The following is a 13445-nucleotide window of genomic DNA, read 5'->3' on the forward strand; positions in this document are numbered from 1 at the left end:
CCATTTCCTAGTCCATTGATTACTAATAACGTAAAAAGTGCATGATTAATCCAAGTAATTCAGATAAAACTCAACTAGATGCCCTCATTAGTCACGGAATGTCCTATCGGCAAACCAACAATAACCTTGCCGAATCCTACAAAGAACAGCGACAGAGCTTTCTGCTGAAACGGCTGCAATTGCAGGCGCAGATTATGCTGGTAGCTGGCTTGACTTTAACCGCTTTTTTTCTTTGGGCAAATTCCCAATTAGAAGGCAAGATATACGCCTTTAAAATCGGTATTGTAGTAGAACTATTCACACTAATTTGTTGGGGTTTATGTAAAACCTCTATAGGTCGTCGTTACCCAAACCTAATTTTTTTGAGCTTATGTTGGTCTGTAACTTGTGTAGTCCAAATTGATGTTGCTTTACTGTTTAATAGTCTAGAACCTAAAACCAATTTCTGGAATTTAATGTTTCTCACTCAGGCTACAATCGTTCCAGTACAATGGTGGCTACATTTAATAGCACAACTTGGGACAATTAGTTGCTATCTAATTTTATATTTATCATATAATCCCTTATTAAAAAACCCATCAGCTTTTTACATTGAGCAGGGATTATATTTCTTTTGGACTTGCATCATTTGTGTTTTCTCTGTCTATTTATACGAACGCTTGCGAAAAAAAGAATTTTACGCCCGTAGGTCAATGGAACTAGCCCAGCACAAATCAGAACGGCTGTTACTAAATATTCTGCCAGAGATGATTGCAGAACAATTAAAACAACAACCAACGACTATTGCCGATAGCTTTCTGGAAGTTACGGTGCTATTTGCTGATATTGTTGGCTTTACAGAGCTTTCAAGTCGGACATCTCCTGCGGAGTTAGTTGAGTTATTAAATACAATTTTCTGTTTGTTTGACCAATTAGCAGAACGTCATGGAATAGAGAAAATTAAGACCATTGGTGATGCATATATGGCTGTTGCTGGGTTGCCAAACCAATCTAACAATCATGCTCCAGCGATGGCTAATATGGCATTGGATATGCAAAAGGCTGTAGCTACGTTTAACGAAGAAAATAACCAATCTTTTTGCATTCGTATTGGCATTAGTACTGGGCCAGTAGTCGCAGGGGTGATTGGGCTGAAAAAGTTTGCCTACGACCTTTGGGGAGATACAGTCAATACAGCTAGTAGAATGGAATCTCATGGTATTGCAGGTAGTATCCAGGTTTGTGAAGCAAGTTATCAGCTTTTAAAGGATAAGTACTTATTGGAAAAACGAGGTTTAATTCAAGTTAAAGGTAAAGGTGAAATGATGACTTATATACTCAAGGAAATTAATTCAAAAACTTAATAAATAGGAGTCATAATTCAGAATTCAGAATTCAGAATCCTGAATATTGTGGCGTAAGCAAGATGCCCACCCCACAAGAGTTAATTGGATATTTTTTTATTTGAAAGTCTCTAATATGACTTCAATTCATACTGAATTCTGACTACTGAGTTTTGAATTCTTCTGAATAAATCTCTACTGTTTGACAGAGACTCAAAAACAAAACATATATAATTAAAGCGATAATTATAAGTATCAGATTATTTAAGCTTTGCTAAATCTAAGATTTACTACTTTAGATAGATTCGCCGCAAGTAACTACTTAGGTGTATATTCTTTTAATGCATGATAGGTGTTGAGCGATGTCTATAAAAGGCTATGCCTACGCATTTTCTAGCTGATTTTGGGAATAATCCTTTAGCTAGCTGCATAAAAGGAGAAGCTACATTGAAAGGAATACGTTCCCTTCTAGCACCCTATGCTGTGGCACTATTAGCTGTTGGTAGCGCATTACTACTAACACTATTGCTACAGCCACTACTGAAACCAACTATTTTTCTGCTGTTTTTTGCTGCCGTGGCGATTAGTGCCTGGTATGGCGGCATAGAAGCAGGGTTACTGGCTACTACTTTGTCTACTTTAGCCGTCAGCTACTTTTTCTTAGAGCCAGTGTTTTCGCTCTTGGTTGCGAGTCTAGACAGCATACGACGCTTAGGCTTATTTGTACTGATGACAACATTCATCACCTTGCTAAACTCAGAGTTACGCACTGCCAAACAACATCTACAAACGAGTTTGCAGAAGCGACAGGTGAGTGAGGCAAGGTTTAAAAGGTTGGTAGAGTCCAACATCATTGGAGTAATTGTAGCCAATATGGACGGGGCGATCGCAGAAGCTAATGATGTTTTTTTAGAAATGGTAGGTTATTCGCGGGAGGATTTACTAGCAGGGCGAGTTCGATGGCGCGACATGATACCACCAGAATATATTGAAGCTAACAATAGTGCGCTCGCAGAACTCAAAACTAAAGGCGTGTGTCAGCCCTTTGAAAACCAATACATCCGCAAAGATAACAGCCGCGTTCCCATCCTATTAGGTTGCGCTTTGTTAGAAAATACTCCAGAGGATGTTATCTGTTTTGTACTTGATTTAAGCCAACGCAAACAAGTAGAGCTTGCTCTTTCCAAAAGCGAAGAACGTTACCGCGCTTTTTTAGAGCATAGTTCAGAAGGTATTTGGTGCATCGAACTGGAAGTACCAATTTCGCTAGATTGCCCAGAAGATGAACAAATTCAACATTTTTACCAATATGTTTACTTAGCAGAATGTAACAATGTGATGGCGCAGATGTATGGCTGTTCTAGTGCCGAAGAAATTATCGGTGTCAGACTAGGAGACTTTCTTGTTCCCTCCGATCCACATAATATTGCATACCTGCGTAATTTTATCCGTTCTAACTACCGACTAATTGATGCCGAGTCTCATGAAATAGATAAGCAAGGTAATTCCAAATATTTTTTGAATAATCTGGTGGGAATTGTCGAAAATGGCTTTTTAGTCAGAGCGTGGGGAACTCAACGCGACATCACAGAACGCAAACAAGCAGAAGCAGCACTGCGTCAACGAGAAGATGAGCTACGCCTGATTACAAATGCTGTACCCGTCAAGATTTCTTATGTTGATAGTAAGCAGCATTATCGTTTTAATAATAAAGGATATGAAGACTGGTTTGGGCTTCCTGCTTCCGAAATTTCTGGTAAACACATAAGAGAAGTTTTGGGAGAGTCGGTTTATCAATCAATCCTTCCTTACGTAGAAACAGTACTCTCAGGAGAGCAAGTAACTTACGAAACCCAATTATCCGATAAAGATGGCAAAAACCATTACGTGAATGTTACTTACGTTCCCCAATTCAGTCAGCAAGAGAAAGTAGAAGGATTTGTTGTCCTAAGCACAGATATTACACTTCACAAGTTAGCAGAGCAAGAACGCGAACGACTGCTTGAGCGCGAACAAGCCGCACGCACCGATGCAGAAACAGCAAACCGGATGAAGGATGAGTTTCTGGCTACACTTTCTCACGAACTCCGTACACCACTAAATGCTATACTTGGGTGGTCGCAGATACTTAGGAAACGCAAATTTGATGAAAATGTTACTGGTCGCGCACTAGAGACAATTGAGCGTAACAGTAAATCCCTGAAACAACTGATTGAAGATGTTCTAGATGTATCACGAATTATTAGAGGTACACTTCATCTCAGCATGGAGCAAGTAAAAGTTATAACACTTATAGAGGCGGCAATTGATACTGTATACCCAGCAGCCCAGGCGAAAGAGATTAGTATCAAGTGTAGATTCGATCCAGAAGTAGAGGTAGTTGTGGGAGATGTCAACCGCTTGCAACAGGTTGTGTGGAATTTGCTCTCCAACGCCGTCAAGTTTACACCCAAAGGCGGAAGAGTTGATGTGCAATTGCAGCGGATTGAATCTTGCGTGCAAATTCAGGTGAGTGATACAGGAGGAGGAATTGCTGCCGAATTTCTACCCCATGTATTTGAACGCTTTCGTCAAGCAGATAGTTCCACCACGCGATCGCATGGTGGACTAGGATTAGGGTTAGCGATCGTCCGCCACTTGGTAGAATTACATGGTGGTACAGTCTGTGCCAAAAGTCCAGGAATTGGACAGGGGGCAACATTCGTTGTCAGTCTACCAATGAAAACCATTTAGAAATTTGTAAGCATCTAATATCAAAGAGTGATTCCAAGAATTCAGCAATAGTGTGGGAGTGTGTCACTAGACTTTCAAGCTAGTTATGAGTTATGAGTTAATTCAAAACTCTCAGCTTGATTAAAATGTCTAAAGAATTCGCAATTGGTAGTAAAGTCCGGGTTGTGGCACTACCAGCCTACGTCAAAACTGCTGAACCCATGCCCATGCTGCGCCCTCCTAATGTGATTCACATTGGCGAAGAAGGCATAGTTATTGACCGTAGACCCGGTGGATATTGGGGTATTCGCTTTACTAGGGGGGCTTTTCTCTTAGATAGTCAATACATCGAAAGCACAGATACCCCTCCCGAATCTCATTTAGAATGAGATATCTCGCAACCAAGAATTGTAAACTTGTGTAAAGTTGTGATTCTGGTTTGTACCATGATTTCCCGCCGCACTTTTTTAAGCATATTATTTGCCAGCTGTATTTCTGTCATCAGCTGGCTGAATTTCACTACTGCTGCGAATGCCCTTGGTGGTAAACTTCCTGCAATTAATCAACCCGCACCAGAGTTTACTTTGCCAACCAACACAGGTGATGGCAGAATTTCCCTCTCTGACTTGCGCGGTAAATGGCTAGTTCTGTACTTTTATCCTAAAGACTTCACCTCTGGTTGTACTATAGAAGCTCGTCGTTTTCAGCAAGACTTACCCCAATACCTCGAAAAAAATACCCAAATTATTGGCGTTAGTGCTGATGACATTGATTCTCATGCCAAATTTTGTGATTCAGAGGGATTAAAATTTCCCCTGTTGGCTGATACTGATGGTTCAATAAGTAAAGCTTATGGTTCCTGGCTCGGCTTTTTATCTATGCGCCATAGTTTTATCATCGATCCTCAAGGTGTCTTGCGCGAGACTTTCGTCAAAGTCAACCCAACCATTCACAGTTCAGAAGTGCTAGCACGATTAGACAAATTGCAGTCAGCGGCTTCTGCATAAAAAACAAGGGGTCTTAAGCCCCTTGTCTCACCAAGACTGATTTTGTGCAGCTTTACAAAAAATTGGTATTTAATCGTTTAATTGACGATAAACCCATATTTTTTGAGTACAGTTTTGGCTTGACTACCAGATAAAAACTGGACAAATTCCTTAGCGGCAGAAGTATTTTTACTACTCTTGAGTACAGCTATTGGATAGACAATTGGTGAGTGAAACTTATCATCAGCAGCGACTACGACTTTTACCTTGTTGGAAATTTTGGCATCAGTGGCATAAACTAAACCTGCTTCGGCGTTACCACTTTCTACTGCTGCCAAAACTTGACGCACATTGTTAGCAAAGACTAATTTTGACTTGAGGCGATCGTAAATTTTCAATTTCCTTAATACTTGCTCTCCATATTGACCGGCGGGTACACTTCTAGGTTCACCGATCGCAATTTTTTTAATCTTACTATCTGTTAAATTGTAAAAACTAGTGATGCCAACAACATCCTGAGCCACAATCAAGACTAGACGGTTATTTGCCAAGTTAGTACGGCTACCTGGTAGCAATAGTCCTTTTTCTTCCAAAGCATCCACTTGCTTTTTGCCGGCAGAGACAAAAATATCTGCTGGCGCACCTTGTTCAATCTGTTGTTGTAACGCACCAGAAGCCCCAAAATTATAACTAATATTGATATTTGATTTACTTTGTTGGTATAAAGGCTTAATTTCTTCCAACGCCTCTTTTAAGCTGGCAGCTGCGGACACAAGTATGTTGGTGTTTGACTGTGCTATTACAGGAGAAGGAGTAACTAATGGTAAACCAATTGCTAACAGCCAGCCAGCAACTACTATACCCAGGAAACCAAAAATTTGTCTTCTTTTCATAAAAAATGCGTTTGAAAGGTTTCTTCCATAAAATTGATGCTAAGTAAAATAGTACCAAATATACCAACACATAACCAACTATATCGGTAAAAATATGCCTAGAAAAGAACAAGGGTGGGTCACATTTCAAACCTCAGAAGAAGAGCGAAAGATTTTGGAAGAGTTTTGCGGCCAGTCTCAGCGAACCAAGACCGAGATTCTTCGGGAATTGGTACGTGGTCTTAATCAACACTCTCCATCATCAAACTCGCTAGCAAGTATAAACACAGAAGAGGAAGATATCTACACTCAAATACCTGAGATCGAAATTAGTATTCAAAAGAAACCACTCAAAGTTAGCTCCCGCAATATTCTCAAGGGTGTTGTGAAGCGAGTTGTCACTGGAGCGGTTAATAGTGAGGTGACGCTGGAGATTGTTCACAAAGTTGAGTTAACTTCGATTATCACCAGAGTATCGGTAGAAGAGTTAGATTTGTCAGAAGGGAAAGAGGCTTATGCCGTTATTAAGTCCAACGATATAGTTATTGCCAGAGAATAGGCTGTGGAAAGTAAGTCGGCAGAATAAAACCAAACTATGTTAACAAAAATGAATGAGGCTGAAACCCTCTTTCCTCATGACTTCTGCCGACGCTTAGACGATATAAAATGTTGTTGGTAGTCGCATAAATATATCGTCAATATTTATGGTTGTATGAAAATAAAAAACATAAAATTTTAGAGATTTCCTAAGAAACAACAGGCTTCCCTGTAGATACAACCTGTTCCACAATATCAATAGCCCGAATCACACCACCGGTTCGTTGAATCGCCTCTTGTAACCTGACTGCATTTTTTTTATAAGAATCTTCCGTCAACACCTTTTGTACAGCATTTCGCAACTTGGGAACAGTTAAGCTAGCAAGCGGTACCACTTCACCAGCACCAGCCCAAGCCAAACGTGCTGCTACTCCTGGCTGGTCATTAGCAATTGGTATTGCTACTATTGGTATCCCATTGTTTAGGGACTCTAAAGTAGTATTCATACCTGCATGGGTAATGGTGAGAGACGCTTTTTTAAGCAATTCCAATTGGGGTGCATAACCAACTACCAGAGGATTTCCCGGCAAGCTTCCCAGAGACTCTGGAGTTGCAGAACCACCTAACGAAATTACTAGTTGGGCATCCAAATCACTACAAGCTTCTGCAATAGACTTAAAAATTCCCAATAGGCGATTTTGTAAAGTCCCCATTGAGGCGTAAATCAATGGTTGTCCAGTCAATTTTTCATAAGGGAAATGAGGAAATTCCCGACCAATTGGACTATGATAAGGGCCTGTGAAATGGAAGCACTGGGGCAAATTTTCCCTTGGGAATTCTAATTGTGCAGGCTGTTGACTAATCTGAGCTAGTTGGGAATAGCGATCGTTAGAGCTAAACTGTGGGGGCAATTTCCAGTCTTGGCGATACTGATTGATTACCCCTGTAATGGGTTTTACGGTGCGACTCAGCAATGTATAGCCGGCTCGGTTACGTAATCGCGCCCACCAGGATGGATTGTAGCCCCAGGTTTTAAAATAAGGTGGGACGCTCGGTTCTCGATTCAGTACCACAGCACTACAAACTGTAATAAAAGGAATGCCTAGAAATTCTGCAACAGAACCTCCCTCTGGTGAAACTTGATCTACTAAAAGTGCTTCTACAACTGCTTCTTTGACTGCTGCTGGTGCATCTCTGAGCATAACAGCCACCTGATCTTTAAGAAAGTTGACGGTATATTGTAGTGCGGCGAGTCCACTCAGTTTACCTAACTGAGTTATCGATTCAGCGATCACTCCAGTAGGAAATTCAGATTCACCAACGGCTTGGAATTCTAACTCTGCCGCTAGTGTCTTGGATTTAGCATCAAGTATACCGAATAAGGTGACGCGATGACCCCGCTTTTGGAGTTCTTTACCCAAGGGGAGCATAGTGTTGAGATGACCAGTTGTTGCTGGACAGATCAGCCCATAATGAGTCATAACTACTGTTTCTGTATATTTACAATGATGTATATCAGAAAACAGTTACATAGGCAAAAGAAAAGAAATTTGGTTCTTCCCTGTTAAGAGTTCCCTATCTCTAGAAGTGATTCAGGAATCAAAGACGCTCGATAGCGCAGGGTTAGCGACTCAGGAGCGTCTGACTCGGTACCGCTTCGCTATCGGATTGCTTATATATGTACAATATTGATTATTGTTGTGTTCAAGCCAAGACAGGCTTGCCAGTAGAAACAGCTTGCTCAATATAGCGGTTCTTAATTGCATAGAATACAGACCATTTGTAGGGGCACAGCAATGCTGTGCCCTATTGTGTATTGCATCCAAACGAGAACCGCTATAATATCAGCCAATGCCTCTACTGGATTTTTAAGAACTTATCTAAAGCTGTAACTAGACTGGGAGGCCAACGGCGGATATTTTTTACCCAGTCAATATCCTTATAGCGGCTATCAAGTCCATAGGCTGCTACCCAGTTGCTTTCGGCTTCACCTTGTTCTCCATTTACCCAATACGCAGCAGTGAGGGCGGCACGCACATCAGCAAAGTTGGAGTATTTACGGGCGATATTTCGCATCTCGCGGATTGCTTGCTCTTTTTGACCTGTTTCATAAAGGGCGAGGGCATAGTTAGCACGGGCGAAGGCAAAATTTGGGGCTATCTCATTAGATTTTTTGTAGTCTGCGATCGCATCTTCCCATTTTCCTAAACCTGTTTTGGCATTACCGCGATTGTTATACGCCATCGCATCGTTAGGATCTAGTTCTAAGACATGATTATAATCTGCGATCGCATCGTCCCATTTTCCTAATCCTTCCAACGCCGCCCCTCGATTCAAATAAGGATCGGTAACATTCGGCGCTAGTTCAATGGCTTTGTTATAATCTGCCAGCGCTTCTTGCAATTTGTTCTGACTCACCCGCGAATTTCCCCGGTTACTCCACGCCCCCGCATTAGTGGGAAATTGCTCAATAATCTTTGTCCAGTAAGTTTCAGCCGTCGCAAAATCACCTTGATTCGTCGCTGCAAATGCTTGATTAGCCCACTCATCGCCTTGCTTTAACTGTTCTTGAGTAATGGGCGCTTGAGATTGTGCTATGACTGGAGTACCCCAGCCAAAGACAATTAATAGACTGAGAAAAATACCAATCAACTTAAGCATCTAGGTTTACCTAATTTGTCATTTATCATTTGTCATTGAGTATGGGCATGGGGCAGAGGAAAGGAGTTCAAAAGCTCATTTACGAGTATCAATGCCCAATATCCAATTGCCCCTGCCCCTCAAGAGTGCTGAGTGGGGCAGAGGGGAGAATAACTCTTAACTCATTACTCATTACTCATTACTCATTACTGTTTTGCCCAATGCCCATAATTACAATAATGACAACTGTTCATTAGGCGGCGTGAATCCTAAATGCTTGTATGCAGCCTTTGTCGCCATCCTTCCCCGATGAGTTCTAGTTAAATACCCAATCTGCATCAGGTAAGGTTCATATACCTCTTCAATTGTTTGAGTATCTTCACCTGTCGCTGCTGCCATTGTTTCTAACCCCACTGGCCCGCCATTAAATTGTTCAATGATCACACTCAACATTTGGCGATCTGTCCAATCTAAACCGCAAGGATCTACTTGGAATAGTTGCAATGCTTCGGATGCAATGGTTTCATTAATCTCCCCAGATATTTTTACTTCCGCATAATCACGGACTCGTTTTAGTAATCTATTAGCAATCCGTGGCGTTCCGCGTGAGCGACGGGCAATTTCTGTGGCACCATCTTCTGTGATAGGGGTTTTGAGTAATTGAGCGGTTCGCAGTACAATTTTAGTTAGTTCGTCAACTTCGTAAAATCGGAGTTTTTGAATTAAACCAAAGCGATCGCGCAGTGGTGAAGTTAAAGCACCCACACGGGTTGTAGCACCCACTAGGGTAAACTTTGACAGCGGCAAACTTCTAATCCGAGCGCTAGAACCCTTACCAATAGTAATATCTAAGCGATAATCTTCCATTGCCGGATAGAGAATTTCCTCCGTCATCCGCGAGAGGCGATGAATTTCATCCACAAATAAGATGTCCCCTGGCTTCAGGTTCACCAGTAGCCCAACAATATCTCGTGGACGTTCTAAGGCTGGCGCACTGGTAATTTTGTAATTTACCCCCATTTCCGATGCTAAAATCATTGCCATTGTGGTTTTGCCCAATCCTGGCGGCCCATACAGCAACAAGTGATCCAGTACCTCACCACGAGATTTTGCTGCTTTAATGGCAATATCTAGCACATCCTTTAAATCTTTTTGCCCAATATAATCAGCAAATCGATGTGGTCGAATACCTTCTTCTTGCTGTTCTTGCTCATCAATAGCAGCTTCAGGCTTCAAAATATTTTCTGTGGATGGTGCTTTCGCCGACTCTCGACGCTGCTTTGGTTCGCCGTTGGGTTCTGGAGGCTGTTTTTTCGATGAGATTATCGCCATAATTCAGCTATCTACTTTTAAGGGACTAGGGACTAGGGACTGGGGATAAGGAAGCAGGGGAGGCAGGGGGAGAAATAAACAATGGCCAATGCCCAATATCCATGAAAATTTTCGTTAGAGAATACCCGCGCCAATTTAAAATTTAAATTCCGGTCAATTACCCAGAAGTACAAAAGTTATTATGTTATCTAAAAGAATCTTACCGTGCTTAGATGTCAAGGCGGGACGGGTTGTAAAAGGAGTTAACTTTGTCAATCTCCAAGATGCAGGCGATCCGGTAGAACTGGCCAAGGTTTACAACGAAGCTGGTGCTGATGAGTTAGTATTTCTGGATATTACAGCTACTCATGAAGATCGAGCTACAATTTTAGATGTAGTCTACCGAACTGCTGAACAGGTCTTTATTCCATTGACTGTGGGTGGTGGCATTCAATCCTTAGAAAATGTTAAAGCTTTGTTACGAGCCGGCGCAGATAAGGTTAGTATTAATTCTGCGGCAGTGCGGGAACCAGACTTGATTAATCGGGCCAGCGATCGCTTTGGTAATCAGTGCATAGTTGTTGCTATTGATGCCAGACGCAGAAATAACCCGGAAAATCCAGGTTGGGATGTGTATGTGCGGGGTGGCAGGGAAAATACAGGCTTAGATGCCCTACTTTGGGCACAAGAAGTTGAAAAACGGGGGGCCGGAGAACTGCTAATCACAAGTATGGATGCTGATGGAACCCAAGCCGGGTATGACATCGAGATTACACGGGCAATCGCTGATGCTGTAGAAATCCCAGTCATTGCTTCTGGTGGTGCAGGTAATTGTGAACATATCTACACTGCCCTAACCCAAGGCAAAGCAGAAGCAGCATTACTCGCATCTCTGTTACATTACGGACAATTAAGCGTAGCAGAAATTAAAAGTTACTTGTGCGATCGCAATGTGCCGATCAGAACATTCTCTTGATCCAACATTTTTCATTTAATGACATCCATCTAAGGTTAGACACACTTCCCTAAAAGGGTGTTAATATTATTTTACAAGTATTAACAAATATTAAGAAATATGTTGCTTCCTATTTTACTTTTTGATGTAGCCCTGGTAGCATGGTCGCTGCACTTAATGGAAAAAGCCTACGAGAGTAAAGAATTTTCTTTAATGTTGGCTGGTACATTAGTTGCTCTGGCCGCTGCTGCCATGTTAGTAGTTTACTTTTTGATGGGGCACTGCATGACCTACTTATTGAGAGTGTCGTAGACAGTGCTGAGTGCTAGAGAAGATATTTAAAATTTAGTTTCTACAAAAAGCTTGACAAAGTACTAATAATTAGGACATTATGTATAATGGACTTTAAGGGGTTATAGCGCAGTTGGTAGCGCACCTCAATGGCATTGAGGGCAAAAACTCTAGAAAGCTTATTCTTACGTTAGTTCAAATAAGTTGTCTTAGCAAAGTTGCATAAACTTGCATAAGACAATGAGGCAAATACAGGTCAGAAGGAATGGTAATAGCTGCCTACTTAGGTGGAGCTACCAAGATGAGAACTACAGCTTAACCTGGGGTAACTGGAATAACGCTGAAGAGAAAGCTAGGTTAAGTTACTGTGCCAAACTAATTTATCAAGACTGTCTGGTAGGTCAATTTGATACTACCCTTAATAAGTACAATCTTTGGTTGCAGGGTATAACATACTCAGGTAACGGGGGCGGGGTTAAGCCTGCTGAGGCCAGGTTCCCTCCTCTAATTGAAATGTTGCAGCAACGCATAGAAGATAACTATAACTCTGCTGACGTAGGTTTATTAGGCACTTTAAAAGCATATAAAAAGCTAATTAAAACCTCAGCAGATGCTAAGGCATTTATAAAATGGTTAACAGATACCAGAGGGTTAAGCCCTAGTTCTACTAAAAGATATTTAGCTATACTTCAAGTACTTAGAAAAGATTTATTTGAAGGAATAACTGTACGTGTCGGTGAAAAACCTAAAGCTAATCCTTTCACAAAAGCAGAAGTTAACCAAATACTAAGCCACCTCAAAGTAGATAAACACTACTCACATTATCACGACTTTATTTTACTTCTGTTTAATACTGGAGTTAGGACTTCTGAGGCCATAGGATTGCTCTGGAAGCACATAGATTTACCTAAAAGGAAAATACATATCTATGAAACTTTGGGGCGGCACAAGGGCAATACAAGTGTAAGGGAAAGGAGAACTACCAAGAATACTAAATACAGAATAGTCCCAATAAATAATACTGTTTACTTAATGCTGCTCAAAAGACCTAAAGGGAAACCTGAAGATTTAGTATTCACTACCCCTACAGGTAAATGTATAGATGACCATAACATTAGTCAACGTTGCTGGAAAGTTACACTCAAAACACTAAGTATACCCCATAGAAGCTTATATCAGACTAGGCATACTTTTGCCAGCCATTGTATTGATTCTGGTATGACTATACAAGAGACTGCTGATATCACAGGGCATGATATTAAAGTACTTTATAAACATTACTTAGGCTCAGTTAAAAAACCTAAGTTACCTGAACTTTAAACCAAACAAAAGGAGTCATTATGGAAGTGAACCTTCCTGCTTTAATAGAATATTTGACATTGCTTTCTGAATTAGAAGATGGAGATGAAATTTTTGTTAATGGGTACACTGTCAAGCGAGAAGGCAATAAAATATGGCAACATATTTTTGATTATGATGAAGAAGATGAAGAGGATAAAGAAGACTAAATTAGAAAAATAATAACCTCATGAGTTAGCTACAAGATTAGCTAACTTATTAATTTTTCTTGACATGAAAGGGGATAGTATTAAAGTCAGCTATTATAATGTAATAATCTCAACTAAGGATTGTTATGAAATTACTAAGAGACTTGTTGGAAGTTCTGAAATTTAAACTTCTTATGAGGCTACCAGTGGGATTTGAGATTTCCTTTGGTGGCTGGTCTTTAACGCGGGTGGAAGATGGAATCATTGAGGGCAGGTGCGTTGATGTTGAAGAGGAGGAGCAGGAGTACCCCTATCTAAAGTAAAAGACCCCC

Annotated in this window: 14 protein-coding genes; 10 read left to right on the forward strand and 4 right to left on the reverse strand. The window is 41.0% G+C overall.

The window, feature by feature from the left end; genetic code table 11:
• Positions 1-41: 41 nt before the first annotated feature.
• From HWQ39_RS26695 to HWQ39_RS26710, 4 genes are all read left to right on the forward strand, one after another.
• Positions 42-1343 (forward strand): adenylate/guanylate cyclase domain-containing protein, encoded by a 1302-nt coding sequence (locus HWQ39_RS26695; RefSeq protein ID WP_292851951.1) that lies wholly within the window; start codon positions 42-44, stop codon positions 1341-1343.
• Between the two features lie 357 nt (positions 1344-1700).
• The gene (locus HWQ39_RS26700; RefSeq protein WP_292851954.1) at positions 1701-4055 is read left to right on the forward strand and encodes a PAS domain S-box protein; all 2355 of its coding nucleotides are present in this window, start codon (positions 1701-1703) and stop codon (positions 4053-4055) included.
• 125 nt (positions 4056-4180) lie between these two features.
• Complete coding sequence (gene sipA / locus HWQ39_RS26705) at positions 4181-4423, forward strand: regulatory protein SipA (protein WP_292851957.1); 243 nt, start codon at positions 4181-4183, stop codon at positions 4421-4423.
• A gap of 57 nt (positions 4424-4480) precedes the next feature.
• Entirely contained in the window at positions 4481-5041 is a 561-nt protein-coding gene (locus HWQ39_RS26710; RefSeq protein ID WP_292851960.1) for a peroxiredoxin, read from the forward strand.
• A gap of 77 nt (positions 5042-5118) precedes the next feature.
• Here HWQ39_RS26710 and modA read toward each other — a convergent pair whose 3' ends face one another.
• On the reverse strand, positions 5119-5913 hold the full coding sequence (modA, locus tag HWQ39_RS26715) for a molybdate ABC transporter substrate-binding protein (protein WP_292851963.1): 795 nt from the start codon (positions 5911-5913) through the stop codon (positions 5119-5121).
• 94 nt (positions 5914-6007) lie between these two features.
• Here modA and HWQ39_RS26720 point away from each other — a divergent pair, with 94 nt between their 5' ends.
• A complete protein-coding gene (locus HWQ39_RS26720; protein WP_292851966.1) occupies positions 6008-6451 on the forward strand; it encodes a molybdopterin-binding protein in 444 nt (147 codons plus the stop codon).
• A gap of 187 nt (positions 6452-6638) precedes the next feature.
• On the opposite strand, the gene HWQ39_RS26725 is transcribed toward HWQ39_RS26720, so the two are convergent.
• The 3 genes from HWQ39_RS26725 to ruvB all read right to left on the reverse strand — a co-directional run bounded on the left by HWQ39_RS26725 (position 6639) and on the right by ruvB (position 10401).
• Positions 6639-7910 (reverse strand): glycosyltransferase, encoded by a 1272-nt coding sequence (locus HWQ39_RS26725; RefSeq protein ID WP_292851969.1) that lies wholly within the window; start codon positions 7908-7910, stop codon positions 6639-6641.
• Between the two features lie 376 nt (positions 7911-8286).
• The gene (locus tag HWQ39_RS26730; protein ID WP_292851972.1) at positions 8287-9090 is read right to left on the reverse strand and encodes a tetratricopeptide repeat protein; all 804 of its coding nucleotides are present in this window, start codon (positions 9088-9090) and stop codon (positions 8287-8289) included.
• Positions 9091-9300: 210 nt separating this feature from the next.
• The gene (ruvB, locus tag HWQ39_RS26735) at positions 9301-10401 is read right to left on the reverse strand and encodes a Holliday junction branch migration DNA helicase RuvB (RefSeq protein WP_292851975.1); all 1101 of its coding nucleotides are present in this window, start codon (positions 10399-10401) and stop codon (positions 9301-9303) included.
• Between the two features lie 181 nt (positions 10402-10582).
• Here ruvB and hisF point away from each other — a divergent pair, with 181 nt between their 5' ends.
• The 5 genes from hisF (at position 10583) to HWQ39_RS26760 (ending at position 13436) form a co-directional block, all read left to right on the forward strand.
• A complete protein-coding gene (gene hisF / locus HWQ39_RS26740; protein WP_292851978.1) occupies positions 10583-11356 on the forward strand; it encodes an imidazole glycerol phosphate synthase subunit HisF in 774 nt (257 codons plus the stop codon).
• Positions 11357-11455: 99 nt separating this feature from the next.
• The gene (locus tag HWQ39_RS26745; RefSeq protein WP_104905483.1) at positions 11456-11647 is read left to right on the forward strand and encodes a hypothetical protein; all 192 of its coding nucleotides are present in this window, start codon (positions 11456-11458) and stop codon (positions 11645-11647) included.
• Between the two features lie 219 nt (positions 11648-11866).
• Positions 11867-12946: a site-specific integrase gene (locus HWQ39_RS26750; protein WP_292851981.1), complete on the forward strand. Its 1080-nt coding sequence runs from the start codon at positions 11867-11869 to the stop codon at positions 12944-12946.
• A gap of 20 nt (positions 12947-12966) precedes the next feature.
• The gene (locus tag HWQ39_RS26755; protein ID WP_292851984.1) at positions 12967-13134 is read left to right on the forward strand and encodes a hypothetical protein; all 168 of its coding nucleotides are present in this window, start codon (positions 12967-12969) and stop codon (positions 13132-13134) included.
• A gap of 125 nt (positions 13135-13259) precedes the next feature.
• Positions 13260-13436 (forward strand): hypothetical protein, encoded by a 177-nt coding sequence (locus HWQ39_RS26760; protein WP_292851987.1) that lies wholly within the window; start codon positions 13260-13262, stop codon positions 13434-13436.
• The last annotated feature ends 9 nt before the right edge of the window (positions 13437-13445 follow it).

The organism is Nostoc sp. NMS8, assembly GCF_017115045.1.
In the GTDB taxonomy this organism is placed as follows: domain Bacteria; phylum Cyanobacteriota; class Cyanobacteriia; order Cyanobacteriales; family Nostocaceae; genus Nostoc.